We start from the raw sequence: 26,835 nt of genomic DNA on the forward strand, positions 1-26,835 counted from the left end.
CATTCAGCCAATGGCTGGTTGAGTCCAAATGCTTTTATGCAAAAGCATCTACTACTTTTAGAGGGTACAACTGTCTAATTTTCTGGCTAGGATCAAACCTTGTTAGAGCGTGTGCATCAAAAGATTAGAAATGCAGGATACGAAGTTTATCATTCTTGGATAAATGCAAAATAATTTACGCTCATTAGAATTATTGGAATAATTAGTTAATGTACCCCATCAAATCCCCCAAAAAACTCATTGAAACCTCATTGCCATTAGATGCTATTAACGAAGCTGCTGCGCGAGAAAAATCTATTCGTCATGGTCATCCCTCTACTTTGCATTTATGGTGGGCGCGTCGTCCATTAGCGGCAGCCCGTGCGGTGATTTTTGCACAAATGGTCAATGACCCTGGTTATGAGCGGCATTTGGGCAGAGGTGTTAATAAAGATAAAGCACACCTAGAGCGTGAGCGTTTATTTGAGATTCTTCGTAAACTGGTGCAGTGGGAAAACACCAATAACGAAGACGTGTTAGAGCAAGCGCGTGAAGAAATTCGTAAAAGTTGGCGCGAAACCTGTGCTTTAAACAAAGGACATCCTCAAGCAGCAGAGTTGTTTAATCCCGATAAGTTGCCTGCCTTTCATGACCCGTTTGCGGGTGGGGGAGCCTTACCACTCGAAGCACAACGCTTAGGGCTAGAAAGTTACGCCAGCGATTTAAACCCTGTTGCAGTGCTCATTAACAAGGCGATGATTGAGATTCCGCCTAAGTTTGCAGGCCGACCACCGATAGGGCCAGAAATAGCTGTTGACAAAGGCACTAAAAAACAGGCAACTCGTGATGCTTTTGAGGAGTGGAGTGGGGCTAAGGGTTTGGCGGAGGATGTGCGACGTTATGGCGCGTGGATGCGTGAAGAGGCATTTAAGCGTATTGGTCATTTGTATCCGCAAGTCGATTTGCCTAAGGAGCACGGCGGTGGTAAGGCGACCGTGATTGCGTGGTTGTGGGCGCGTACGGTTAAAAGTCCTAACCCTGCGTTTAGTCATGTGGATGTGCCGTTGGTGTCAACCTTTGTGTTGTCGAGTAAAGCGGGTAAAGAGGTGTATGTTGAGCCTATCATAGAAGGTGATAGTTATCGCTTTGAAGTACGAACAGGTAAACCATCACCATCAGCGGCGGCAGGTACTACAGCAGGTAAGCGAGCAGCATTCATTTGTTTATTATCTAAATCACCAATTGACTATAACTATATTAGAGCAGAAGGAAAGGCTGGAAGGATGGGGCAGAAGTTATTAGTAATTGTGGCAGAAGGTGCAAAAGGGCGAGTTTATTTGCCTCCTTGTGAGCCTCATGCTTCTATTTTAGAGCAGGTTCAGCCTGATTGGATTCCCAATTTAAATTTACCTAATAATCCAAGAGATTTTAAAACGCCAAATTATGGCATGAATAAATTTGGCGACCTTTTTACCACTCGTCAATTAGTGGCGTTAACAACTTTTTCAGATTTGGTGCAAGAAGCACGGCTTAAAGCAATTGTGGATGCCAAGAGAGCAGGCATGACCGATGATAAGATAGGAGTTGATGAGGCTGGGTTAGGTGCGACTGCATATGGGGACGCGTTGGCGGTTTACTTAAATATGGCTGTAAGTAAGTTATCAGATAGTAGCAACACTATTGTTACATGGAAGCCCTCTATGGTTCAGGCTATTCACATGTTTACCAAACAGGCTATTCCCATGACTTGGGACTTCGTTGAGCCTAATATTTTTGGGAATGCAATGGGTGATTACTTTGTGACTCTTTCAAATATGATGCGTGTGTTAAAAAACGAAATATCTGTTAGAGTTGGTGCTACTGTTTTACAACAGGATGCTGCAACTCAGAAAATAAGTATTAATAAAGTTGTTTCTACCGACCCACCTTACTATGACAATATCGGTTACGCAGACCTTTCCGACTTTTTTTATGTATGGTTAAGGCGAGCATTACGTCCTGTTTATCCCAATTTGTTTGCGACGATGGCTGTACCCAAAGATGAAGAGCTAGTAGCCACGCCCTATCGTCATGGTAGCAAAGAAAAAGCCGAAAAATTCTTTTTAGACGGCATGACCGAAGCCATGCACCGTTTGGCCGAGCAAGCACATCCTGCTTTTCCAACCACCATTTATTATGCCTTTAAGCAGTCAGATACCACCGATATTGGTACAGGTAACACAGGTTGGGAAACCTTTTTAGAAGCCGTGATTAAAGCAGGGTTTAGCATTAGTGGCACTTGGCCAATGCGTACCGAACTGGCCAACCGCATGATTGGCTCAGGCACAAATGCCTTAGCCTCAAGTATTGTCTTGGTGTGCCGTAAACGTGCCGCTGATGCGCCCACCATTAGTCGCCGTGACTTTTTACGCGAACTCAAAGAAGAACTTGCCGAAGCCGTTGACGTGATGATTGGTGGAGCCGAGGGCATATCCCCCGTTGCTCCTGTGGACTTAGCACAAGCCGTGATTGGGCCTGGCATGGCCATTTTTTCTAAATATACCGCTGTATTAGAGGCTGACGGCAAAGCCATGACCGTGCATAGCGCACTCATGCTTATTAACCGAATGCTCACCGAAGGCGGCGACACCTTTGATGCCGATACCCAATTTTGTTTAGGCTGGTTTGACGAACAAGGCTGGAGTGCTGGCGATTTTGGCAAAGCCGACGTATTAGCACGCGCCAAAGGCACGAGCGTTAAAGGCGTACATGAAGCAGGCGTAGTCGAATCAGGCTCAGGCAAAGTACGCTTATTACGCCCCAGTGAATACCCAAGCGACTGGACACCTGCCAACGATAATCGAGTGCCTATATGGGAAGCCTGTCATCACCTAATTCGTGTATTGTCACAAACAGGTGAAACCAGTGCAGGCGTATTATTAGCCCATTGTCACGAAAAAGTAGAACCGATTCGTCAATTAGCCTATCGCTTATATACCCTTTGCGAACGCAAAAAATGGGCAGATGATGCACGCGCCTATAACGAGTTAATTATTTCGTGGCCTGCCATTGTCGCCGCTTCGCATGAAAGCGAGACTGGCTATTCTGGTTTGCAAGCAGGTTTAGATTTGTAAGAGGAAATTATGCTCAAACGCGTAACCATTAAAAACTTTACCGTTTTTGCCGAAGCAAATTTAGAGTTTGCTGCGGGTATTAATGTGGTGGTAGGCGAAAATGGCACAGGTAAATCGCATCTGTTAAAAGCAATCTATGCAGTTATTGCCGCAGGATGTGAGCCTAAAAGTGCCACAATAACACAGCCTACACAAAGCTACTTACAAAAAGCCTATGCCGATAAATTAGTGAAAGTATTACGACCCGATAATTTGGGTAGATTGGCACGACGCAAGCAAGGCCGAGAACGCTGCGAAATAAATCTAATGTTTGGCCAAACTCAAGACAATACTGCACTTAGTTTATCAACAGCCAGCAAGTCAGAAGTAGTCATAGAAACACTACCTCAGCAATGGCAAAACAAATCGCCTGTATTTTTGCCCACCAAAGAGCTATTAACACTGTGTCCGTGGTTTATTGGTTTGTATGATAACTACCACCTTAAATTTGAAGAAACATGGCGTGATACCTGTTCTTTATTACTTGCCCCACAACTAAAAGGCGCGCGTGAAAAACAAGTTGCAGCCATGCTAAAGCCTTTGGAACAAGCAATGGGCGGCAAGGTGATTGTGGATGAGCAGGGTAATTTTTACTTGCAGGTCAAGGGAGAGGGTAAGCTAGAAATGCCCTTAGTGGCGGAAGGCTTGCGTAAATTTGCCATGCTCGCCCATTTAATTAGTACAGGCACGTTGTTAGAGCAAGGTTATTTGTTTTGGGACGAACCCGAAACAACACTTAATCCAAAACTAATTAAAGTATTAGCGGGCGTGATATTAGAGTTAGCTAACAATGGCATTCAAGTATTTGTTGCTACCCATAGCTTATTTTTGTTGCGCGAATTAGAGATTTTAGCAGCCTCAAAAGACTACGCCAATGTTGATAAGCGGTTTTTTGGTTTGCAACAAACGGATGATGGTGTATTCGTTGAGCAAGGGACAACATTGGAAGATATTGGTGATATTACGGCATTGGAAGAAAGCCTACAGCAATCAGACCGATATTTGGCAATGAGTTGGCACTAAAACGACAAGGAGTCAACTCATGATAATAGATGTCGATGGACTTAAATTTAACTTTGCGACAAATTGGCAAGCGAGCAAATATGACGAATGGAGCTATTACCGTAATCAATTCGTTAAGCAATTTGCTGGCATTAAAGCTGTTGATTTATTGGCAATTTCACCTAAAAAAATTACGTTTCTAATAGAAGTGAAAGACTATACACATCCTAATACCGAAAAGCCGTCTGATTTGCCGCAAGCAGTTGCTGATAAAGTGCTGAATACTTTAGCGGCTCTATTGCCATGTAGTTTGTTGGCTAATGATGCCACTGAGAAAGCATTTGCCAAGCAAGTATTACTCAGTAACCAGTTACATGTTGTCTTGCACATGGAGCAACCACGAGCACATAAGCCAGTGGTTGATGCAGCCGATGTTTTGCAAAAGCTTAAAAAATTACTAAGGGCTGTTGATGCCCATCCTAAGGTTGTTTCAATACAAAACAACTCAATATTACCTTGGAATGTGAGTAAGTAATGAGTCTAAAACCTTGGCGTGAAATAGCTCGCCCCCACAAAGATGTTCTTGAAGGCACTTTTAAACAATCAGAGTTTGCTGCCGACATTACCCAAGTTGCCAACGGTACAGCCACCCCTGAATATCAAGATGCCGAAAAGTTTTTTAATCGAACCTTTATTACCGAAGGGATGCGCTTATTGCTGATTTCGGTGGCACAACGTTTGGCAGGACAAGGTGGCGACCCTGTTATTCAACTACAAACGGCATTTGGTGGGGGTAAAACCCACACCATGCTTGCCGTTTTTCATCTAGCCACTCGCAAAGTGAGTACCGACAAACTATTGGGTGTTGGCCCATTGTTAGATAAAGCAGGTATTTTTGAACTACCACAAGCTCAGGTTGCGGTAATTGACGGTATAAAACTATCGCCAAGTCAGCCACGTAAATATGGCACAGTCCAAGTAAATACCTTATGGGGAGAATTAGCTTGGCAACTGTTAGGGGAAGAAGGCTATGCCATGGTTGCTGCCAGCGATATTGATGGCACTTCACCAGGAAAAGAAGTTTTAACAAAACTGATAGCCAAAGCAGCACCTTGCGTGATTCTTATTGATGAGCTGTTAGCCTATGTACGTCAATTAGAATTAGGACAGAACTACAAAGGCGGAACCTTTGATAGTAATATCACCTTTATTCAAGCACTGACCGAAGCATTAAAAGCAGTCCCGAATGCTATTTTATTGGCCTCTCTACCACAATCAGAGCTAGAGGTTGGCGGTACTATGGGACAACGGGCATTAAACTCTTTAGAAAAGTATTTTGCGCGTGTAGAAACGGTTTGGAAACCAGTTGCCACAGAAGAAGCCTTTGAAATTGTGCGTCGGCGTTTATTTGAATATCCTGGTGATCGGGCAGAGGTAGAAGGCATTAGCCGCCAGTTTTCAGACTTTTATCGAAAACATGCCGATAAGTTTCCTGTAGAAACACAATCAAATGAATACTTTGAACGCATGTGTCATTCTTATCCCATCCATCCAGAGGTCTTTGATCGATTATATGAAGATTGGTCAACATTAGATAAATTTCAACGTACGCGTGGTGTTTTGCAGTATATGGCCATCATCATTCACCGTTTATGGAATTCGGAAAATCGGGATGCCTTAATTATGCCAGGCTCCATTCCTTTAGAAGATGGCAATGTACGAGATAAGAGTATTCATTACCTTTCAAATGGATGGGAACCTATTATTGAAAAAGAAGTGGATGGGCCACGTTCGATTCCATACGACCTAGAAAGCCACAATACGCTTTTTGGTAGTGTTCTAGCAGCACGTCGCACAACAAGAACCCTATTTTTAGGAAGTGCGCCATCAAACAGCAGTCAAATAGTCCGTGGTATTGATGTTGAGCATATTTTGTTAGGAACTATACAGCCATTTCAAGCGATTGGTATATTTGAAGATGTATTAAAAAGATTACGTGATCGTATGCATTACTTATATGCAGATAAGGAGCGTTTTTGGTTAGATACAAAACCAAATTTACGTCGTGAAATGGAAAGCCGTAAAAATAATATTAACGAACGTGATGAATTAATTCCTTTTTTAAAAGAGAAAGTCAAAGGTATATTTGGTTCAAATCATCATTTTGCGGGTATCCATATTTTTACGCCATCCATAGATGTACCTGATGATTATGGTACTGGGCCTCGCTTAGTCGTGCTACCTTTGAATGCAAGCTATAGTCGTACTGAAGCTAATCAAGCATTTGTAGCAGCAATGGATATTTTGCGTCATCGAGGTGAGCAGCCACGACAAAAACAAAACAGGCTGATTTTCTTTGCCGCTGATTTTGACGTAGTGAGTCGATTAAAAGACCAAGGGCGAATTTATTTGGCATGGAAATCTATTGCTGATGACATTACTAGTGGTACCTTAAATCAGGATTTGGCACACCTTAATCAAGCAAAGCGTAATCGAGATGGAGCCGAGCAAACGCTAAAACAATTAGTCAGAGAAGCCTATAAGTGGTTGATTGCGCCTAGTGAGTCTTTTTCAAATGGCAAACCCATATTGAATTGGGAAGTGGTGGCTATTTCAACCACAGCACCTAACGTAATTCAAGAGATAGAAAGTCGTTTAAAAGAAGAAGAGTGGCTTATTTTTGAGTGGTCTCCAATTCATTTACGCAATATTCTCAAACAGTGGTATTTGAAAAATGATATTGACGAAGTGAGCGCACTAAAAGTATGGCAAGACAGTTGTCATTATTTGTATTTACCACGTTTAGTCAATGATCAGGTATTCAGAAATGCCATCAATCATGGTGTAGCCTCTCAAGATTACTTTGCATTTGCATCAGGAAAAGATGGTGATCGTTATTTAGGTTTAAGTTTTGGTCATAATGCTATTTCATCTATAGATACATCCTCGCTGTTAATTGACCGCGAAGCAGCATTATCATATTTAGAGCGCATCAGACCTGTTGCAAAACCTGTAGAGCAGTCTGATGATATAGTGTCGTCTAAACCTGTTGTAACTGAGGGTACGATAACCAAGCCAACTGCGTCAGATAATAATCTTGAGGTTACTAAAAAAACTATTCCTGCTAAAAAACAATTCTATGCTTCAATTTCTGTAGATCCAGTTAAAGCCAAAATGGATTTTGCAATGATCATGGATGAAGTGGTGCAGCAATTTACCTCTAGACTAGGCGTTGATGTGACTATTTCTATTGAGATTCAAGCCAAAAGCTCTATTGGTTTTGATGACGGGTTACAACGTTCAATTAAAGAAAACTGCAAGGTATTGAAATTTAGCTCAGCTGAATTTGAGGAAGATTAAAACGACAGATAGGGTAGCACGTACACGTTATTTGCTCACAATAACGTGTACGCTTAACCTATGACTCATAGTACATTGATTTAAAAAACTTACGAAATTTTAGCAAATCTACCAATGTCTAATTGCTTATACCAGTTTTCATATAGTCGGCAAAACCTAAAACAAATGGCTTTTATGAGGGCTACACGATTTTCATGGTATTGATCACTTGCCAAATAATTGCCTGCGCAATCATCAGCCACAGAATGTTGCCAATGTTGCCAATCGTCTGAATCATCAATAAAACTTGCTGTCCGTAAATTGGCTGCGTTTTGAAAACCGTAGTTATGAAGGTTTTCCTCAATCTCTATGTCATCGCCTAGTTTATCTATAGGGGTGCAATGTTGATCTGCACGATTCAAATCTAAAGGCCAACAGCGTAGATTACCTATGGATTGATGCCATTCTCGTATTAATCCAGGAATGTTATGTCTGCCCGCAATAAAATAGGCAGCATGAATATGATCATAATCCCATGGCCTATTAATATCTTCCATTTGACCAGGCTGTGTTGGGTCAAAGTCAGGAAACCATCTAACTAGGTAGTCACGCTGAGCATAATCTACGATTTTCTTCATATACCAAAGTCTATCTAAAAACAGCCGCCATGCATGACGGCGAAGTTCAGCAGCATCAGCCCTTATTTCACTATTTCCAATCTCTACTTCACGTTCTGTAGGGTCTAAAGGAAGTCCAGAAAGCCACTCACGCATATGTATTGGTAGCTTGTTAAAGCCATCAATGCCAGGCTCGTATGGTGAAAGTCGTTGTGTATAGTTTTCCCAAGTTTTGCAACTGCTAAAGCAATCGCTATTTATGTTATTGATTCCTGGGTAGCCATTTGAGCCACTAGTAATTCTATTTTCAATGAGTTTTTTAAGGTTATCAGGAGTCACCAAAGGTAACATTATTAAGCCGCTCTTTTCGTCCGCAGGTAGTAAGCATTGAAAGCGTTCACTATTAAAAAACTCAGGTAATTGGTTGGGGGGAAGTGTCATTAAAATAGGCCATAATCGTTTTATACAGCGGCCAATGTCTTGAGAAAACCAACTCATGGAAACTAAAAAACCTAAAGTTCGCTTACGTTGTTTGATGGTTAGTTTGTTAAGTGAAGATCCATTAATCTGTAGTCTGAATAGCCAAGTCATTAGCAGAAGTAATAGTTCATTTCCAGCTGACCCAGACGCAAAATCTGCTGCAAGAGCAGGAGGTAGTCTGTAATCTGTATTTGTTGGTTTTACACAATTCATCATTACTAGTTCACTTGCATCTTTCCAAAGAGAGCTAAGATCGCCAGCTACAAATGCTTTCATAGATTCAATGTGATTAGCTTGATGCATGATTCGTCTGAATCTAGCTATATCGGGTAAGACGGGAGGAAGGTTTTGAAACTCGCGATCATCGCTACTTTTGCAGAGATCGTTTTTGATTAAATTCATGCGTGTGATCAGCAATGCCAACCGAGCAGGACTAACCCATTGTTTATTATTAGGCTGTAATTTGCCAATTGCTTGAGGAGCATCACGCCAAGCAGACTTAAGTAAAGAGTACATTAGCTCTTCACCTTCTAGCCTTGTTCCACTTGAGTTTATACGTACAAATAGTGTTTCAATGGGATCAATATGCTCATCATGAGATTCAGGATTATCATGTGATGGCAAAAGCTGCACTGTTATGCCTTTTTCCTCTGGCGAACAAATATTTTTCAAAATGTTAATTATGAAATCAAGTCGAGATTTTAGTTTTGTATTTTTGGCATCGAATATAGATTCTAACTTATCTCGAAGTGGTTCATTATTGGCTAATATTGCAGTGTTTTTTGACCAAAAAGGGAGTTGATTTAACTCCTGACGTAAATTTTTAATAATATCTCCGCCAACTTTGATGGCATTAATCAGAAAAGCTAGAGGTATTGGAGCTTCAGCATCCCAAGGCCAAACATGTGAAAGGGGAATATCGGAGGTTTTTAAACTCTTTAATTCAGGAGATGCAGTCTTATATGCATTTAAAGCACAAGTCATCGATGCATAACTCAAACGCTCTTCTGGAGTTTTAAACTTGTAACCCCATGGATGAGAACGTGTTATTACACGAAAGATAAAATCTCGATCATCGTTTTCAGGTGGTGTTGCTAAGTCAAGCCAAATAGCAGGACCATTGATACGATTTTCTGCAAATGAAGGCTTCCAAATATCATAAAAGCCTAAGGCAATCGCAGTAGCTCGTTGTTGTCCGTCTAATAAATGGAACTCTGGATCCTCGCACGTGCCAAGCTTCATATCGGCTTTGCCATAACGTTCTTCATTATATTTGGAGAGTAAAAATGCTCCAATTGGAAATCCACGCATCAAAGAGTCCCAAAGTTTTTCTGTCTGCGCAGGTTTCCATACTGCACCACGTTGTAATGCGGGAAGTACAGCTCTTACCTTAGTGGTTAAATCATCAACTTGCCAAGCTGCAACATCTTCCAGTGTCAGCATAAAGTTTTTAGTATGGTTTGTTGTCATTTGATAATTCACTTTTTATTGAATCTTAAGTTATAGGTAAAATAAAAATAGTCATGTTCACACTAAAAAATAAGCGTGTTTCTTTAAGGTGTTTATACCTTAAAGAAACACGATTTAATACTCCTCTGGCAACAACACCGTTGTCACCAACCTATCAGCTTCCGTAATAATCCACACTTTACCTGTTTCCAAAGGGTAAACCGACATAATACGATAACCTCGCTCAATCGCTTCTTGATTGCTTAACGCATCTTCGGCAGGCACATTGCCCCAATCGCCTGATTGATGACGAGCCAGTAAGCTAAAGCAAGAGATGTGATGTTTGGCTAACAGGTCAAGGGCATTGGGAGTGGCTACCGTTTGACCGAGTGAAAATAAAGGATTACTGCAAAGTAACATGATAATTCTCCGCGCGGATTAAGGTTAATTAGGGGAAGTGCTTTGCGCTTGTAAACGTTGACCGAGCTTTTTCTTTAAAACGCCATTGGCTGTTTTCGCGTTGATGTTGCTGGGATTGGTTGAATGGTTTGTGGTTGAATCATCGTCATCAGAATTGGGATAAAACTCCTCTAACAATTCAGGAATTTCCTCCTCACTAAATTCAAAGGTGGCATTGTTAAAGCCTGCTTGTGCAGCATGGTCTAAGGCTTGCTGCTGAAAGCCCATCTCTAGTCGTTGTTGATTTAGCGTTTTGGCTTGTTGCAAGGCTTCGGCTAAGGTTGAGTTATCTCTTAAGGTTAAATCGACGTAATAGATGGCTGAGCGATGGCTTTGGGTCGTGCTTTTACCTCTGAGTTTTAACTGCAAAGGTAAACAGGCTAATAAATCGCCTGACACCGCTTGGTAATAGGCGAGTCGTGCGGCTAAAGTGCGAATGCTGTTAAAGCCTGTGGTTCTAAAGATAAACGTGCCAATATCCTCCTCATCATTGACAATCACATGTAATCGACCATAAGGTTTACAGTGACCTGTTCGAGCGAGTTCACAGGCATCGGGGCTAGGGCAGGGTAAGTGTTGAATGCCTTGTGGGGTATATCGCCGACAAGAATCACCATTCCCGACACAGAGCGGTCTGCCTGTTTGTCTATCGAATAAAGTGTATTCCGCTCTCAAGTTTAACTCAGGTGAATTAAATAACATGCGTACAGGGATGGTGCGTAATTTGCCGTTATTAGTTGCATTCTCTTGGCGGAGTTGTTCATCTAAGGGATGTAATAACCAACCGTCACGGTTTTGTACTTGCGTGGTTAAAGTGAATTGGTCATCTTTTTCGGGTAGGCGTTTACCGTTCTTTTCCACAATGCGGCCAATACTAATTCGACCGATAATTGGTGGAGTGATGGCTAAACCTTTAATCATGTTGTTTCTCCAAAATAATAAAAAGCAAATAAAAAGCCCTTGCTGTGAGGCAAGGGCTTTATGCTGTCTGAGGGTAAAATTGAGTGAATGGCTAATCGCTGGCTGTGGAATTTGCCATAGGCTGTTCAGACACTAAAAAACGGCGACTCCCGACTTTAGTTTGCTGATACTGTTGGCACAGTTGTGGATGGTCTTTTGTCAATGCAGCGGTATCTAGGTAAGTGGAATCTTTGGCCTTTTTCCATGAAATAGAACCTTGCGAGAACGTGGCATACGTTGCTTCCCCCAAATTCTGTTGCAGCAGTTGTTTATAAAATTCCTCCTGTTTTTGATAAAAAGCCAGTTGTTGGCGTGTGTTGAGTAAGGAGTCAAACAAGCTTGAGACATGGGCATTGTTGCTAAAGTCAACTCTTTGGCCATCGTCTTGTGGGAATAAGCAGCGTAAGGCAAACCCTGCGGATTCAGAGCCATCAGCACAAGGCGGCATCTGACGTTCCACATATAGCCAAAATAGCCGTTCAAGCTCAATCAATTTGGCAATTAACTCCTCATCACGTTCAATGCGATAAATCTTTAATTGTTGCCCACAAATCAATACACAGACATCGGCGGCTTGTAAACCTGTCACCGCTAATTGATGTTGCACCTGACATTGCACATACTCAGGTACACCATCTTTCCACAGTTTTGCGCCATATTCGCCTGCGGTTTTACATTCCAGTAGTTGCACCTCATCACTACCAACGACCCGATAATCAATATTGGCCAACATCCATGATTTATCGCTATCCGCATGTTGCAGAATGGCATTGACCTTACGCACTTTGCGGCCTGTGACTTTGGTGTAGTGCTGCGCGACAATGGGTTCCAAAACCTGACCCCAATACATTTTGGAGTCTATATCGGGTATGACTGATTGATTATCATCACAGGTATCTTCACTAAACCGACCAGTTTTAATCATCCATAATTCCAACTGCGATTGATACGGATTTAAACCAACAGCCGCGGCTGCATCACTACCGCCAATGCCTTGATGGCGAATGGCTAACCACTCCGCACGACTTAGACCTTTGGTGTTGATTAAACGAATGGCATTTGCGCTGTGGGTGTGTGGGTTAGCTTTAGTGACTGTATTGGACGGAGTGGTAGTCGATACGTGATTCAGAACGGTTGTTAATGACAGTGAATTGGCATTGCCTGAATTCACCAGATGATTGTTACCAAGACTGGCAGGGGGTGATTGTTCTTGATGCAGATATTCCATAAAAACCTCGACATAAAAAAAGCACAGCCTGTATCACAGACTGTGCTTGCGTGAATAAAAGACATAATGTTGCTGATTCAGTTGATAACAGAGAAATGTTTGATGGAGTCAAAAAGCGTGGTTTAGCTAAACATCGCAAAGTTGTTAAATCAATGCGACTGGCACACGTTGTTTACCTTCTGAAAAGAGAGTCGCTTGTGGATTGGCTGAACTGAGTAATGACCACCACCACGGTAAAGCATGAGGATTACTGAGTGGTAAATGTTGGTCGGCATAACCATGATTATCACTGAGATGAATTTCTAAACAGTAAGGACTGCTGAGTAATTCATGCACCAAACTCCATTCCACACGATTAGTTTGTACTGCTAAAATATTCAAATGCGACAAATCTAAGGCGTAATGTACCTTTGATTCGAGCAGTTGCTGATATTCCGCCCATGTACTGATTAACCAATGCTGCTTACCATTTGGGGTAGGGTAGTGACCTTCAATGCCCACAGGTATGCCAAACAATTCCTCAATCGCTTGAGTAAACTGTAAAACCTCAGCCACCGAATACTGGCCACGTTTGCCTGCATGTGCGGTATAAACAGGCGCATTGAGCAAGTGCGATAAATATGCCATCTGTTTAAACCATGCTTGCTCCTGCGGCCAATCAGCTATATCAACGATTTTATGCTGTGCTTCGATATGGACATTGGCATGACAGCGAAACTCAATGTGAGGCAATTCTTCCTTTAATTGCAACGCCAATTCAGGGGTAAATTGCCCTAGATTCTGCGGACAAATTTGTAAGCGTTTGGTGGATAACTGACCGAGTAATGGCTCTCGTGGCGGATAGTCTAAAGCGAGTTGAATTGCTTGCTGATGAGTTAATCGACCATAGGCACCAAGGGACAGGTGAATATCTTGTGTGGATGGCACACACAAGGAGTCAGCCTTATAAATCGTATTCATAATTGCTGCACTCCGTATAATACTCGGTATGTTCTAAACGAAAGCTACCCTCAGTGACGTGAATGGTAACTTTGCCCGAACCGCCATCATTGTTTTCCCAACCGCCATGATGGGCATCGACCCACGTTAAGGCAAAATCGCGTAAAGCGGCATCAATAGAAATGGATTGCTCCTGTAGAAAATAACGGTATTCACCGTCCTGATATTCGCCTGCTAAACAGTGATATGACATTTGCTGTGTTTTTAAGAGGTTTTCAATATCACCTTGTCCTAGCTCAACAGGGAAAATCTCTAATTCAGAAACATCACCTGAATCCCCACCGCCTTCATAATGAATCACTAATTCTGTGATATTTAATGCGGCAAGTGCGGTTAATAGCGGTTGACGATTGGCACGTACCGCTTCAAACGATTTAGGACTATAGCCCATCATGATAAAACTCCTCATTAACGATAGTTAATAAAAAACGGCATAAAAAAAGCACGATGACCAATACAGTCACCGTGCTTTAACAGACATAAAATAAGGCAGTTGAGTAAAATAAAACTGGCTCACAACTCACAAATAAGTTAAGCCGACACTAAACGCAACGCCTCATCCAATGCCCGTTGTTTGATGGTTGCCCCTTGACCAAACCACGCAGAATCTAAACGGTGGTCAACACTGCGCGCTTTACGTTGATGGTCAACAAACTCAGTTACTGAATTTAATAACCCAAAGGCTGTGCCTTTCGCAGACGACAACTCCGACCCTAAGCCTTGACCCTCAAACAAGCTTTTTGCTTTGGCCATTGTACGTTCAAAAGACTGCATACTGGCTTGACCTTTCATTGCCGCATCACCAAAGACTTTGGCATAAAATTTATCGACTTCGGTACTTTTGACTTTACGTTCACTTAAGGTCTTTAAGCGGTACATAAAGTCATCCCATGCCGCCACAGAAACGCCTAATTGCTTCTTCACCGCTTGGGCATCAAAGGTGGTATTGTGTGGCACTTTCACCGCTTGACCTTGGCCATTTAAGGCCACGGCCAACGTGTTATTACATACTACACGGATACTGGTAAATTGTGCGGTTGTGGCTAAGGTTCCATCACAAGCCGTCGCCAATAGTAAATAACCATTAGTGACATCGTTACCGCGTAAAGCCATGGATTGACCTGTTTTCGCCAATGCCCAAATTTTACGACCGCCTTTTAAAACACCAGCGGTTTCTAACTCAAAGCCAGAGACTTCGGTTAAATCGCGATAAAACTCTAAAATCTGACTAGGTTGCACCACTTGATAACGTTGACTGACCACTGACAGGGGAGCATGGGTATCTGAACGATACAACACCTTATTATCGGCAAAGGTGCGGATAGAGGATGTTTGTTCATCACCTGTCATAAAACGTACAGGGGCTTCTAAGATAGACCAATCCATGCCTGCCTGTTTTGCCCAAACGTCTAAGGGCTGATGTTCTTCTAAGTGATTACCCAAACCATGCCAAGGGGTAGCACCGACATAAGCCATGCTTTCAACTAAATGTGCCATGATAAATTCTCCAAAAATAAAAGATAAAAAGAGCGATTAACAGTGAACGTGAATAAAGTGATTGTCAGTGATAAAATTAGATGCAAATGAGACGCATTAACAAATATAGCTAACAATCTGTGAAATGACAGAAAGAAACCTGATAAATTGAATCAGTTAAAAACTAAACACGTAGAAACGACATCAACAAAACAACTAGACATATTGAGGTCAAGGTGAGAGTAGTAGTAAAAATTACTCAGGTTGAATAAACCTTAATCCTCAATGACGCTGCGTAGGATGACTAAACTGATACCCACAACGTAAGCACTTGTAGTTATCTAAAATGTTATCATCAACAAATTCACCGAGTTTAGAACCTGCTGTACCACCTGCAATGCCCCCCATAAAACCGCCTAATAAAGCACCTGCCAAACCGCCAACCACGGAACCCACAGGGCCAGCAACTGCGCCTAATGACGCACCGACTCTTGCGCCACTTAAAGAAGCAGATGCACCACTAGCTGCGCCTGCGACAGTCCCGACAGCACTGCCAGTCTTTTTACCTTGATTTAGGGTATCGACTTGATACGATAAACAATATGGGCAACGAATAGTCATGATAATGAGTCCTGTAAAAGCATAAAGCCCCATACCACGGATGCGGTATGGGGCTTTAATTAAGGTATAGATAAGCTGAGTTTGTTTTACTCAGTGAGATAATATAGGTTTGAAATTTTTTGGGATGAGATATATTAAATTATCAATTTTTGAGTTTAATGAGCTTGAACACACCTATACAACTTAGTTTTTTTAATGACAAGTTGAGTGTTTTTTATATACAAATTAAGTTAACTTATTGATTTTATTGGCTTGAGCTGATCTTATGAATGAACAACTTATATTGATTACGACCATTTCTCTGAAATATAGTTTATTATAGTTGATACTTAGGCTACTTATATAGAAAGTACTTAAATTCTATTAGTGATAGCAATCTTAGAGAAAAAGTGTAGAGTGTAAAGCTAATGTGAAAACACGGCGAGATTCGTGATTGGGATAGGTGTCAGACTTTTTAACAAGTCATATTTGAACACTACTTAAAAAAGATCTAAGAGACTCAGTTTCTAAACACAATCACTAAATGAATGCTTTACTCGAATTTAATAGGTATTGAAGCGTATCTTTGCGACAATTTTAGATATACTGTCTATATTCATAGTTCGTAACTTATTATTTTAGTTGATGATATTTTTGTATTTAGTAACTGAATGTATCATCTAAAAAGTAACATCATGAGGCCATAAAAAATAATAATAAATATTTATTGGGGGCAACTATGGGGGCAATAGTTAAATTTTAATCGTATAAAAATATATGATATACAATTACTTACTTTGGTAATGTGAGTCCCTCCTGGGCACCATATTTACTTTAAAAGAAGTCTTAAAAGCCTCAATAATCAAGACATTGGCGATTTTTTTTGTCCGATATAGTCCGACATTGACTATTGTAATCTAATCATCATTGGGGGTAATAAAGTTGTCCCCATGACTCTAACAAATATTGAAATTAACAAAGTTAACCTAAGTTCGTGATAAGAAAACTAAGGAACGTACTTTTGAAAAGGGTTAGGGTTTAGATGGTCATACACAAAGCTACTCCAAAACCAAACCTACACGCATGGACAATCAGAGTTTTATTGTCTTGTTGATAATCTTTGTCGTGTTTTTGAATCTCTGTAAGAACAGCCCAAGTATACTAGATAGTTTTGGGCTGCATTAAATCCTGATGTGTCAATAACAGTCGTAGGTCAAATTCCAGTTGATGGTAGTTTGGCTCCATGTGTTGACACAACTGATAAAAGGCCTTGTTGTGTTGTTGTTCGCGCAGGTGTGCTAATTCATGGACAACAATCATTTTTAGAAATTCGGGAGGGACTTGCTTAAACAAAGAAGCAATACGTATCTCTTTTTTAGCCTTTAATTTTTGACCTTGTACACGCGATACAGCCGTATGTAGTCCTAAAGCATGATGAACGACATCTAATTTACTGTCATAACTGACTTTATCGATAACGGGCGCATTTTTAAGATATTCTTGTTTGATGGTAGTGACATACTGATACAGCAACTTATCCGTTTGCACCGAGTGTTCCGTGATAGGATAACGTGAGCTTAAATATTCGCCTAGACGCCCTTGATTGATTAAAACATGTACTTGCTCTTGTAATACTAACGAATAACCAGCTAGAAACTTGAGAGGGGTAATGGTCATTATGGTCTCCACTGACTATGAACAAGCGGTTAAAAGGGCTTTTTTAGGCTATAACGTTTTTTATTGTTTGCGCTGATAGTCGTTTATCAATAAAGATGTCTCATCTTATAACGTATATATTTTAGCATTGTGAAGACTATGAGGGATGGGCTGGCACCCTTGTGCTGTTTTTATCGTCAGTTATAACAAAAATCCCCTCAAGAGAGGGGATTTAATAGAGCAGAACGTGATTTAGGCTGCGACAATAATACGTAAAGCGTCGCTAATAATATGAATATCTTGCAGATAGTTTAGCCCTTGACTGAGCTGTTGCGACAGTAACTCAATTTCTTCATCCCGAATACTGGGGTTAATCTTTTGCAGTGCTTTTAAGCGCTCAATTTCAACACCAAGTTTCTGAGTTAACTGGCTTTGGGCTTGAGTTTTTAAGTCGGGAATATGTGCTTTTGCGGTTTTATCGGCTTGTTGATACAGGCTAGCAATCATATCTGCTTGCATTTTAACCACTTGACGGGCGGTTGCCTTATCCAATGGCACAACTTGCCGATTTAAGATTTCATGATTCACCCGCGTGCTTAAATCACGCCCTTCACCGTCTAACAGCACACGGACAGTTAATTGTGGCAAGGTAGCCGTCAGGTCTAAGTGTTTGGGCGCAACTAACTCCACTCTAAACCATGCTTCCATCAATAAGGTACCTGCCTTGATACCTTTGTTACGAATTAAGGCTAAATTCGCGTTGCCAAAGGATTGACGCGTCATCAGGTCTAAAATACCTAACGACATTGGGTGCTCCCATGTCACAAATTGAATATCTTCTCGGCTCAGGGCTAAGTTACGGTCAAAACAGACGGTCATCCCATCTGCATCTAAACTGGGAAACGAGTCAACAGCCATGTGTTCGCCAGTCCGAATAATATGGCTACCATCGCCTTGTTCTTCGTGTTCAACACCAAATGCCGACCACGCGCGCTCCATAAAATCACCCAAAATTAAGTCATCGTCTTGGTCTGCAACAGCCGTAATCAATTCGATGGCTTTATCCATACGGCAGGAATTTAATTCTAACAAGTAGTCGCGGCCTTGTTGCAGTTCTGCTTCCAAGTTACTACGGTCTTGCTTGGCTTCGGCAACTAACGCATTAAACAATTCGTGGTGTTGATTGGCAGATTGTAAGCAATCTTTGAGGCTTTGTTGATGGTATTGGTGTACCGTTTGGGCGGTTGGCGAAATATGGCTAATGGCATTCAAGGCATCATGGTGCCAAACAAATAAACGCTCTTGAGCAGTACCTACCATATAAGGCACATGAATTTTAATGGTTTCAGTTTGACCAATACGGTCTAAACGACCAATGCGTTGTTCTAAAACATCGGGATTAGCGGGTAGGTCAAAAATCACTAAATGGTGAGCAAATTGAAAATTGCGGCCCTCAGAGCCAATTTCAGAACACAATAAAATTTGTGCGCCATAATCAGGCTCGGCAAAATAGGCAGCAGCACGGTCACGTTCGATAAGCGTCATTTCTTCGTGGAATAAGGCGGTACGTATGCCTTCATTTAAGCGTAAACGCAGTTCTAAGGCCATCGCGACAGGTGCAGTACGGCAAATTAATAAGACTTTTTGTTGTTTGAGTTTTTTTAGTAACTGAATCAGCCACGGTACCCGTGGGTCGGTTTGCAGCCACTCGTCATCATCGGCTTGAATTTCTGGCCATAATTGTTGTCTCACAGGGCCAGACATCGGCCAATCCGCAGGCGCAGTAAGGGGGACAGGCAAACATTCGCGGCTAGGAAAGCCTTTGATAGCTTCACGTGTATTACGAAATAACACACGGCCTGTGCCATGACGGTCAAGCAACTCCACAATTGCCTTATCACGGCCTTCGGTGCTGTCTAAGTCGAGATTATTGCCTAAGTAATTGGTTAAGGCTTGGCGTGTATCATCATCAAGTTGACCACGCACTAATTGGCGTGCTGCTTGCGCAATGGGCTGATAACTTTCTTCTTCATCTAAAAAGTGGTCTAGGCTACTAAAGCGTTTAGGGTCGAGTAATTTTAGTCGCGCAAAATGACTGGCAACACCTAATTGTTCGGGGGTAGCCGTCAACAACAAGACGCCTGCTGTTTGTTGGGCGATTTCTTCAACTAATTGATAGGCTTCACTGGGTTTTTCTTCGTCCCATGCTAAATGATGGGCTTCATCTACAACCAGTAAATCCCATGTGGCTTCTAGTGCAGCTTGTTTGAGGTCGGGATGGTCAATCAATAAATCGATACTGGCTAAGACACATTGTTCGGTTAAGAAGGGATTTTGACTTTCGTCACCTTCTTTAATAGCAGCCGTACGCGTTAAGTCAAACAAGGCAAAGTTGATATTAAAACGACGACGCATTTCAACCAACCACTGATACTGCAAGCTATCAGGCACTAAGACTAAAATACGTTGAGCACGACCTGTTAATAGTTGTTGATGAATAATCAAGCCTGCTTCAATGGTTTTACCCAATCCCACTTCGTCGGCTAATAAGACACGCGGTGCCATGCGTTGACCAACTTCGTGAGCAATGTAAAATTGATGTGGAATCAACCCCACACGAGGCCCAACTAAACCTGCAACGGGACTTTGAGCTAATTTTTCACGCGCCCGTAAGGCCGTGACACGTAATTCATACCATTCATTATTGTCGAGTTGGCAAGCCAATAAACGTTCACAGGGACGCGCTAATTGAATGTCGGGTGAGAGTCGGGTTTCTGCAAAGATGGTTGTTTGGCCATCCTCGTCTTGGACTTCGTATTTGAGGACAAATTGGCGCTCTTGCACGCCCGTCACCAACCAAGACTTATGCTGAGTATCTTTAACCGTGTCACCCACATTAAAACGGATACGCGATAAGGGCGCATTTTGGCGTGCATAAACGCGTGTTTCTTCACTTTTGGGGAATAGGATGGTTAAGGTACGGGCATTCACTTCTACAATCATGCCTAAACCAAGTTCAGTTTCTGCGTCTGATAACCAGCGTTGACCAATAGCAGGGGTAGCAATACTCATAACAACTCTTGTAAATGGGCAATTAAAAAGGAGCAGGCCAAGTAAAACGGCAGTTTTCTTGGCGGACGGGATGATAAAATTCTAGACTTTCGGCGTGTAAACACAAACGCGGACTCAATTTTTGTGCAGCCTCTGAGGCATATAGTGTATCACCTAAGATAGGGTGTCCCAGTAATTGCATGTGTACGCGTAATTGATGTGAGCGTCCTGTCACAGGCTTGAGCAGTACGCGTGTCGACTTGGGTTGACGAGCTAACACTTGCCACTGGGTGAGGGCAGATTGACCTATCTCATAATCCACAATATGTCGTGGTGGATGTAAGGGGTCATAACGTAAGGGAGCATCTATCTCGCCGCTTTGTTCGGCCACATGACCAAAAACAAGCGCGATATACTGTTTATGAACCCGACGTTGCTCAAATTGTTTATTGAGTTGTTGCTGTGCAGATAAATGACGCGCAAAGACCAATAAGCCTGAGGTATCTTGGTCTAGGCGATGAATGACACGTATCTCAGGATAATCCACTGCCAAACGTGCCAGTAAACAATCTTGTTTATCTGCACCTTTACCTTGTACGGTTAACAAACCTGCGGGTTTGCCAACAATGAGTAAATCATCATCACAAAACAGAATAGGACAGTCTGGAGCCACGCGCATTTTATTCTTTAGTTGAAAGTAGGCAGTAATTGTAATAATTCAGGCCACGAATACAAGCAGATTTTGCCGCCATAACAAGGATACACGTAATTTTAGGTTAAAAAAGCCAAAGACAAGGATTATCATACGCCTCCTGCTTCTAAAAGGTCGACTAAGGTGCTTCAACTTACAGAGGAACAGCAAGCGATTGTTCAACATCAGCACGGTGCAGCCGTTGTCTATGCGGTGGCTGGTGCAGGTAAATCCACCACGATGGCGCATCGGGTAGCAGCGTTGGTGAATAAGCACGGGGTTCTAGCGCAGCGTATTTTAGTTTGTTCGTTTAGCCGCGAAACAGTGAGTGACATTCGTCGCAAAATAGAAGGTCTTGGGGTACAAGGTGCACAGTGTTTAACCTTTAACGCATTGGGACGCCGTATTATTCAGCAGACGGTACAACTGGGGTATTGGCTCAGTTTTGATGAGCAAGCGATTGAGCAACGTAGCCACCAACTTGCGATGCGTGCTTTAGTGGAATTATCGCGTCGACATGGCAAAAATTTTGCTAATTTGGACATTAATCAAGACGATTTATTAACCTTTATTTCGATATGTAAAGGCAATTTACGTTATGCCAATCTATTACAAGCGCAGCTACCGCCACCCATCCTGAGCCAAGTAGAACAAGCGCATCATCAAAATCCGCATTATTTACAAGCCTATCAAGTCTATGAACAGTTACGTCAGCAGCAGCATTGTTTAACCTTTGATGACCAATTGTTATTGGCATGGGAGGCTTTAGTACGTTTTGACGAGGTACGTGTTTGGGCAAAACAACAATTTGATTATGTCTTAATTGATGAATTTCAGGACGTTAATAAAGTACAAGTAGAAATTGCTGATATTTTGACGGAAGACCATCGTAACTATATGGCGATTGGTGATGATGACCAATGTATTTATGAATGGCGAGGTGCTAATGTCCGTTATATTTTAGATTTTAAGCGTCGTTATCAAGCACAAGAGTACATTATTTCAGATAACTTTCGCTGCTATGCTCAGACAACCTTATTGGCAGGGCAGGTCATCCAACAAAATAAACAGCGTTACCCTAAAAATTTAGTCGCACAAAAAGGGTTTGGCGGGCAGCTTGTCCTAAAAGGTTTTGAGCAAGAATATGCGCTTGCCAATTATATTGTTAATGAATACAAACAGTTATTAGCACAAGGCCTATCACCACAAGAAGTGGTTATCTTAGTGCGTTCTTATGCTCAAACGGCGGTGATTGAGGCCAAACTGATTCAAGAAGGTTTACCCTATCACGTGGTGGGTAGTGCTCGATTTTATGAGCGACCAGAAGTAAAAACGCTACTCAGTTATTTGGGATTGGCTCGTCAAGAGCGCGATTTGAGTCAGCACATAGGCAGTGTCAGCTCGCAATATATCCGTCGTTGTTTAGACACGCTAAAAGCCCCTAATCGCTATTTAAGTCAAGAATGGTTAAATCAATTTGCTAATTATCTAACTCAACAATCGCAATCCGCACTGGCAGTACTCGCCAATCAACAGGTTGCTGCCCCCAACGAAGCTGCACATAAACGCTTACAACAATGGGTAGCGGTCATGCGCTATCTGCAACAGTCGTTGCACAAACCCATCGCAGAAGTGTTGCAAACCTTAATTAGTGAGCTTGGTTATTTAGAGTATCTGAAAAAAGCCGCAGGTATGGTGGAATTGGGGGAAGAGCGTTGCCAGAACGTACGTGCATTAGTCAATTATGCACAAAAACAAGGGACGGTTGTGGAGTTTTTGGCACACTTAGCACAACTTTATAAAGACACTCAACATACCGATGACAGTCAACCGCGTTTACAGATGATGTCTATTCATCGTGCCAAGGGTTTAGAATGGCCAACGGTTTTTGTCCCCTGTTGTGCTGATGAACAACTGCCCATCAATCAAGATAATCTCGAAGAAGAGCGGCGTTTATTATATGTCGCCATGACCCGCAGTCAGAAAAATTTGCATCTACTGTATAGCCCGACGAAAAAAATGAGTCTTTTTTTACGTGAAATACAGGCAGAGCAAGTCTTACAAAATGCCAGCAAGCTGCAACAATCCTTACAGCGTATAGAATCAGCTTTAGAGCCTGACGATGCCATTAATTTGGCTTTAGGCCTAAAAATGTATCCCTTAAAACGCTATTTAGTCCATTGGTGGCAGCCATATCCTGCACTTAAACGTGCCTATCAACAACAAGCTACCCGCGCATTAGCGCGACAAAGTACAGCGATTGCCGAATTATCTGTACTTAAGCAGCAACAGCAATCGCATGAACAACATCACGCCCAACAAGCCGAGCAGCAGCGTTTATTACATAGTTTAAGTCGTCGCTTACAATTATTTAGAACACGGCCAGTCACTGTGATTTTAGATACATCTGCACCTGAACAAGGCTTCGGTCAACAGCGCTTTAGGTTTCAGACCACGACTGAGCAACAGATAGCCGTCTATTTAGCAACGCAGCGAGTAGGCATTGTTGATATTAACGCTTCACGTTTTCCGCTTAATGAAATCCATGAGTGGTCTTGGGTAGCAGGGCACGTGAGTGTAGGGTTTAGATTTTCTTATTTGAGACGTCAATTAAACCTAACCTTAGAACTCGCTGTGAATGCACAGCAACTGGCGCAAAAAGCTCATCCTAAACCGACATTATCGGCCATGAATCACTATTTTGCTTCGCCTGAATTTAATGCAGATATACAGCAACTTATCGCGGTCTTGTCCGTAGAGTAATACTTTTTTCTATGTGGTGGTATGACGCAATCTTGTCTGGCTTCTGTGGGGTGTTTGTATCAAATCGTCGCTTTCATATTTTAATGCACAAGCATTTATCCTCGTTTAACTTTACGCCTTTTTTATAGCGAAATCAGATTGACGACGCATATCATTCGTTCATCAATAAAAAGGGCTCATTTGTCAATAAATGCTGGCTCATTTTCTAGATAATGCTAAACAAATAATTGATTTAACTCAGATAATCCTAGCGTGAATCATTATGGAATTAGCAATTAGATGCCCGTATACCCCAGCAGAATGGCAACAATATTACTATTTGCGTTGGTTAATTTTACGCGCACCGTTAGGGCAAAGTTTAGGCACAGAACAGGACGAACTGGAAGATAGCGCATGGCATTTAGCGGCATTTTATGGAGAAGAAGTGATTGCGATTGGTCGTTTGCAAGCGAATTCAGAAGCAATAGGGCAAATTCGTTATATGGCTGTGAAAGAAAAGTATCAACGGCAGGGTATAGGACATCGTTTATTAACGGCATTAGAGCAAATAGCTCGACAACAAGGCATGTCACAGATGGTGTTAAATGCGCGTGAAACAGCCGTTCCTTTTTATGTGACGGCCAACTATAGCCTACTAGGAGAAGGCCCTCTGTTATTTGGCCAAATTAAACATACGATAATGTCTAAACTATTAGGTTAATTTTATGTCTGTGCATCATTTTTTGAACTTATATGAGCCAGCACCGTGGTTTGTTTGTGCAAGTACCTCAAATCCCAAATATCATTTTTCGTCACTGGGTGGTTTGTATATTGTTTTGACCTTTTTTGGCAATGACCAACATCCGACGAGCCAACAAGTAAATCACGCATTTCTTGCCAATAAATGGCTGTTTGATGATATGAATGCGTGCTGGTTTGGTATCAGTACGCAGCCACAGAGTGAAGAAAGGTTACTCGAACAGCTTCCAGGGGTGCGCTATTTTTTTGACCAAGACCAAAGCGTCAGTAGATTGTACCGTGTCATTTCTAGAGAAGGGTTGTATTGCCCTTGTACATACATTATCGATAAACAATTACGAATAGTCGCTATCATCCCTTTTATTGCAGATGGCATGCAGCATGTGCATCAGGTGATGGCTAAGTTAAATCACCTCAGTCAGCAAGCGTTGCTTGTCCCTGCGCCTGTTTTGATTATACCGAATGTTTTTGAAGACAGTTTTTGTCAGCAGCTTATAGCCTATTATCATAAAAAAGGTGGAGAAGTATCAGGTATCACGCGCGAAGAAAATGGCATGACTGTCGGTCGTTATGACAATAATTTTAAGATACGTAAGGATACGGTCATAGAAGAAGAAAATGTCAAAAAAGCCATTAATATTCGGATAAACAGACGTTTAGTGCCAGAAATTGAGAAAGCCTTTCGTTTTAAGGCAACACGTATCGAGCGTTATTTAGTCGCTTGTTATGATGCCAATGACGGTGGGTTTTTTAGACCGCATCGTGATGATACTACCAAAGGGACAGCACACCGTTGTTTCGCCGTGACCATCAATTTGAATGCGGAGGATTATGAAGGCGGTGATTTGCGTTTTCCCGAGTTTGGACAGCAAACTTATCGTGCGCCCACAGGTGGGGCAGTGGTGTTTTCGTGTTCGTTATTACATGAAGCGACTAGAGTGACTAAGGGGCAGCGTTATGCGGTACTGCCTTTTTTATATAATGAAGAAGCAGCAAAAATACGAGAAGAAAACGCAGCGTTTATTGAGTCATAAAAAGGAGTGTTTAACACTCCTTTAGCCAGTGCTGACTTAGACTGTTTGCCGACGTTTAGGCAATATATCGTTGAGTTTATGATGCATTTTAAGGATTGCTTCTTCGGTCGTGCTCCAGTCGATACAACCATCTGTCACGGATTTACCATACTCTAACTGACTTAAGTCAGCAGGAATATCTTGGCGGCCAAATTTGAGATGACTTTCAATCATCAAACCAACAATCGATTGATTGCCTTCTAAAATTTGATTGCTGACGTTATCCATGACTAACGGTTGTAAAGCAGGGTCTTTATTGGAATTGGCATGACTACAGTCAATCATAATATTGCTGGGGACTTTAGCTTTGCTTAATTCTTTTTCGGCTAGTGTGACAGAAACAGAGTCGTAATTGGGTTTGCCATCGCCACCGCGTAACACTACATGTCCGTAGGCATTACCGTTGGTGTTGATGATAGCCACTTGACCCGCACCATTGATACCTAAAAAGCTGTGTGGGTTACGTACGCTTAATAATGCATTAATGGCGACTTTTAAGCCACCGTCTGTGCCATTTTTGAAGCCAACAGGCGAAGATAAACCACTGGACATTTCGCGGTGTGTTTGTGACTCCGTGGTGCGTGCGCCAATGGCTGACCAAGCAATCAGGTCGTGCATATATTGAGGCGACATCGGGTCGAGGGCTTCGGTGGCGCAAGCTAAACCCATTTCATTCAGGTCTAATAATAAACGACGACCAATATGTAATCCTTTTTGAATATCAAAAGAATCATTCATATCAGGGTCGTTAATTAAGCCTTTCCAGCCTACTGTCGTGCGTGGTTTTTCAAAATAAACACGCATCACCAAATATAAGGAATCTTTGACTTGTTCGGCTAATACTTTAAGGCGTTGAGCATACTCTTTGGCCGCATTGACATCGTGAATAGAACACGGGCCAACAACTAAAAATAAACGATGGTCTTTGCCATCTAAAATATTACGAATAGTTTGACGGCCTTCAATCACGGAAGCGCGTGCAGTGTCAGAAAGAGGCATTTCTGCTTTTAATGCCGCAGGTGTAATTAAAACTTCTGTCGAGCGGACATTTACATCTTCAATTTGCATATCTATAGTCATCATGTTTATCAATTAGAATGCTGGAAAGCTACCGATTGTAGCA

Annotated in this window: 19 protein-coding genes; 7 read left to right on the plus strand and 12 right to left on the minus strand. The window is 42.0% G+C overall.

Annotated features, from left to right (window positions below; genetic code table 11):
* Positions 1-209: 209 nt before the first annotated feature.
* Genes C8N29_RS12210 through C8N29_RS12225 form a run of 4 tightly spaced genes read left to right on the plus strand, consistent with a single transcriptional unit; the run spans position 210 to position 7,493 of the window.
* Positions 210-3,092 carry a DUF1156 domain-containing protein gene (locus C8N29_RS12210; protein ID WP_107866348.1) on the plus strand — a complete coding sequence of 961 codons (2,883 nt, stop codon included), beginning with the start codon at positions 210-212 and terminating at the stop codon, positions 3,090-3,092.
* 9 nt (positions 3,093-3,101) lie between these two features.
* Positions 3,102-4,154 carry an AAA family ATPase gene (locus C8N29_RS12215; protein ID WP_107866349.1) on the plus strand — a complete coding sequence of 351 codons (1,053 nt, stop codon included), beginning with the start codon at positions 3,102-3,104 and terminating at the stop codon, positions 4,152-4,154.
* A gap of 19 nt (positions 4,155-4,173) precedes the next feature.
* On the plus strand, positions 4,174-4,668 hold the full coding sequence (locus C8N29_RS12220) for a cysteine--tRNA ligase (protein ID WP_107866350.1): 495 nt from the start codon (positions 4,174-4,176) through the stop codon (positions 4,666-4,668).
* On the plus strand, positions 4,668-7,493 hold the full coding sequence (locus C8N29_RS12225) for an ATP-binding protein (RefSeq protein ID WP_107866351.1): 2,826 nt from the start codon (positions 4,668-4,670) through the stop codon (positions 7,491-7,493). The genes C8N29_RS12220 and C8N29_RS12225 overlap by 1 nt, the downstream gene beginning before the upstream one ends.
* 89 nt (positions 7,494-7,582) lie before the next feature.
* Here C8N29_RS12225 and C8N29_RS12230 read toward each other — a convergent pair whose 3' ends face one another.
* The 11 genes from C8N29_RS12230 to C8N29_RS12280 form a co-directional block, all read right to left on the minus strand.
* On the minus strand, positions 7,583-10,039 hold the full coding sequence (locus C8N29_RS12230) for a DUF262 domain-containing protein (RefSeq protein ID WP_146164464.1): 2,457 nt from the start codon (positions 10,037-10,039) through the stop codon (positions 7,583-7,585).
* 114 nt (positions 10,040-10,153) lie between these two features.
* Positions 10,154-10,438 (minus strand): hypothetical protein, encoded by a 285-nt coding sequence (locus C8N29_RS12235; protein ID WP_107866352.1) that lies wholly within the window; start codon positions 10,436-10,438, stop codon positions 10,154-10,156.
* Between the two features lie 24 nt (positions 10,439-10,462).
* Positions 10,463-11,398: a recombination directionality factor gene (locus C8N29_RS12240; RefSeq protein ID WP_107866353.1), complete on the minus strand. Its 936-nt coding sequence runs from the start codon at positions 11,396-11,398 to the stop codon at positions 10,463-10,465.
* Positions 11,399-11,489: 91 nt separating this feature from the next.
* On the minus strand, positions 11,490-12,665 hold the full coding sequence (locus C8N29_RS12245) for a YqaJ viral recombinase family nuclease (protein WP_107866354.1): 1,176 nt from the start codon (positions 12,663-12,665) through the stop codon (positions 11,490-11,492).
* Between the two features lie 144 nt (positions 12,666-12,809).
* The gene (locus tag C8N29_RS12250) at positions 12,810-13,625 is read right to left on the minus strand and encodes a hypothetical protein (RefSeq protein WP_107866355.1); all 816 of its coding nucleotides are present in this window, start codon (positions 13,623-13,625) and stop codon (positions 12,810-12,812) included.
* Positions 13,609-14,058, minus strand: a complete 450-nt coding sequence (locus tag C8N29_RS12255; protein WP_107866356.1) for a DUF6878 family protein — start codon at positions 14,056-14,058, stop codon at positions 13,609-13,611. The genes C8N29_RS12250 and C8N29_RS12255 overlap by 17 nt, the downstream gene beginning before the upstream one ends.
* Positions 14,059-14,195: 137 nt before the next feature.
* Positions 14,196-15,161: a DUF932 domain-containing protein gene (locus C8N29_RS12260; protein WP_107866357.1), complete on the minus strand. Its 966-nt coding sequence runs from the start codon at positions 15,159-15,161 to the stop codon at positions 14,196-14,198.
* A 261-nt stretch (positions 15,162-15,422) separates the two neighbouring features.
* Entirely contained in the window at positions 15,423-15,761 is a 339-nt protein-coding gene (locus C8N29_RS12265; protein WP_107866358.1) for a hypothetical protein, read from the minus strand.
* Between the two features lie 1,140 nt (positions 15,762-16,901).
* Complete coding sequence (locus C8N29_RS12270; RefSeq protein ID WP_239987161.1) at positions 16,902-17,417, minus strand: M48 metallopeptidase family protein; 516 nt, start codon at positions 17,415-17,417, stop codon at positions 16,902-16,904.
* Between the two features lie 231 nt (positions 17,418-17,648).
* Positions 17,649-20,468, minus strand: a complete 2,820-nt coding sequence (rapA, locus tag C8N29_RS12275; RefSeq protein ID WP_107866359.1) for an RNA polymerase-associated protein RapA — start codon at positions 20,466-20,468, stop codon at positions 17,649-17,651.
* Positions 20,469-20,490: 22 nt separating this feature from the next.
* A complete protein-coding gene (locus C8N29_RS12280; RefSeq protein ID WP_107866360.1) occupies positions 20,491-21,126 on the minus strand; it encodes an RluA family pseudouridine synthase in 636 nt (211 codons plus the stop codon).
* A gap of 156 nt (positions 21,127-21,282) precedes the next feature.
* Here C8N29_RS12280 and C8N29_RS12285 point away from each other — a divergent pair, with 156 nt between their 5' ends.
* The 3 genes from C8N29_RS12285 (at position 21,283) to C8N29_RS12295 (ending at position 25,673) form a co-directional block, all read left to right on the plus strand.
* Positions 21,283-23,901 carry an ATP-dependent helicase gene (locus C8N29_RS12285; protein WP_107866361.1) on the plus strand — a complete coding sequence of 873 codons (2,619 nt, stop codon included), beginning with the start codon at positions 21,283-21,285 and terminating at the stop codon, positions 23,899-23,901.
* 262 nt (positions 23,902-24,163) lie between these two features.
* A complete protein-coding gene (locus tag C8N29_RS12290) occupies positions 24,164-24,601 on the plus strand; it encodes a GNAT family N-acetyltransferase (RefSeq protein ID WP_107866362.1) in 438 nt (145 codons plus the stop codon).
* 4 nt (positions 24,602-24,605) lie between these two features.
* Positions 24,606-25,673: a 2OG-Fe(II) oxygenase gene (locus C8N29_RS12295; RefSeq protein ID WP_107866363.1), complete on the plus strand. Its 1,068-nt coding sequence runs from the start codon at positions 24,606-24,608 to the stop codon at positions 25,671-25,673.
* Between the two features lie 36 nt (positions 25,674-25,709).
* On the opposite strand, the gene C8N29_RS12300 is transcribed toward C8N29_RS12295, so the two are convergent.
* Positions 25,710-26,780, minus strand: coding sequence for a 3-deoxy-7-phosphoheptulonate synthase (locus tag C8N29_RS12300; RefSeq protein ID WP_146164465.1), 1,071 nt, complete (start codon positions 26,778-26,780; stop codon positions 25,710-25,712).
* Between the last annotated feature and the right edge of the window lie 55 nt (positions 26,781-26,835).

It is taken from the genome of Agitococcus lubricus, assembly GCF_003051055.1.
GTDB lineage: Bacteria > Pseudomonadota > Gammaproteobacteria > Pseudomonadales > Moraxellaceae > Agitococcus > Agitococcus lubricus.

Excerpts from the sequence above, each read along its gene's own strand:
- C8N29_RS12235 (WP_107866352.1), bottom strand. The coding sequence starts at position 10,438 with ATGTTACTTTGCAGTAATCCTTTATTTTCACTCGGTCAAACGGTAGCC.
- rapA (WP_107866359.1), bottom strand. The coding sequence starts at position 20,468 with ATGAGTATTGCTACCCCTGCTATTGGTCAACGCTGGTTATCAGACGCA.
- C8N29_RS12210 (WP_107866348.1), top strand. The coding sequence starts at position 210 with ATGTACCCCATCAAATCCCCCAAAAAACTCATTGAAACCTCATTGCCA.
- C8N29_RS12240 (WP_107866353.1), bottom strand. The coding sequence starts at position 11,398 with ATGATTAAAGGTTTAGCCATCACTCCACCAATTATCGGTCGAATTAGT.
- C8N29_RS12270 (WP_239987161.1), bottom strand. The coding sequence starts at position 17,417 with ATGACCATTACCCCTCTCAAGTTTCTAGCTGGTTATTCGTTAGTATTA.
- C8N29_RS12255 (WP_107866356.1), bottom strand. The coding sequence starts at position 14,058 with ATGATGGGCTATAGTCCTAAATCGTTTGAAGCGGTACGTGCCAATCGT.
- C8N29_RS12250 (WP_107866355.1), bottom strand. The coding sequence starts at position 13,625 with ATGAATACGATTTATAAGGCTGACTCCTTGTGTGTGCCATCCACACAA.
- C8N29_RS12220 (WP_107866350.1), top strand. The coding sequence starts at position 4,174 with ATGATAATAGATGTCGATGGACTTAAATTTAACTTTGCGACAAATTGG.
- C8N29_RS12230 (WP_146164464.1), bottom strand. The coding sequence starts at position 10,039 with ATGACAACAAACCATACTAAAAACTTTATGCTGACACTGGAAGATGTT.
- C8N29_RS12300 (WP_146164465.1), bottom strand. The coding sequence starts at position 26,780 with ATGCAAATTGAAGATGTAAATGTCCGCTCGACAGAAGTTTTAATTACA.
- C8N29_RS12295 (WP_107866363.1), top strand. The coding sequence starts at position 24,606 with ATGTCTGTGCATCATTTTTTGAACTTATATGAGCCAGCACCGTGGTTT.
- C8N29_RS12265 (WP_107866358.1), bottom strand. The coding sequence starts at position 15,761 with ATGACTATTCGTTGCCCATATTGTTTATCGTATCAAGTCGATACCCTA.
- C8N29_RS12215 (WP_107866349.1), top strand. The coding sequence starts at position 3,102 with ATGCTCAAACGCGTAACCATTAAAAACTTTACCGTTTTTGCCGAAGCA.
- C8N29_RS12280 (WP_107866360.1), bottom strand. The coding sequence starts at position 21,126 with ATGCGCGTGGCTCCAGACTGTCCTATTCTGTTTTGTGATGATGATTTA.
- C8N29_RS12290 (WP_107866362.1), top strand. The coding sequence starts at position 24,164 with ATGGAATTAGCAATTAGATGCCCGTATACCCCAGCAGAATGGCAACAA.
- C8N29_RS12260 (WP_107866357.1), bottom strand. The coding sequence starts at position 15,161 with ATGGCACATTTAGTTGAAAGCATGGCTTATGTCGGTGCTACCCCTTGG.
- C8N29_RS12225 (WP_107866351.1), top strand. The coding sequence starts at position 4,668 with ATGAGTCTAAAACCTTGGCGTGAAATAGCTCGCCCCCACAAAGATGTT.
- C8N29_RS12245 (WP_107866354.1), bottom strand. The coding sequence starts at position 12,665 with ATGGAATATCTGCATCAAGAACAATCACCCCCTGCCAGTCTTGGTAAC.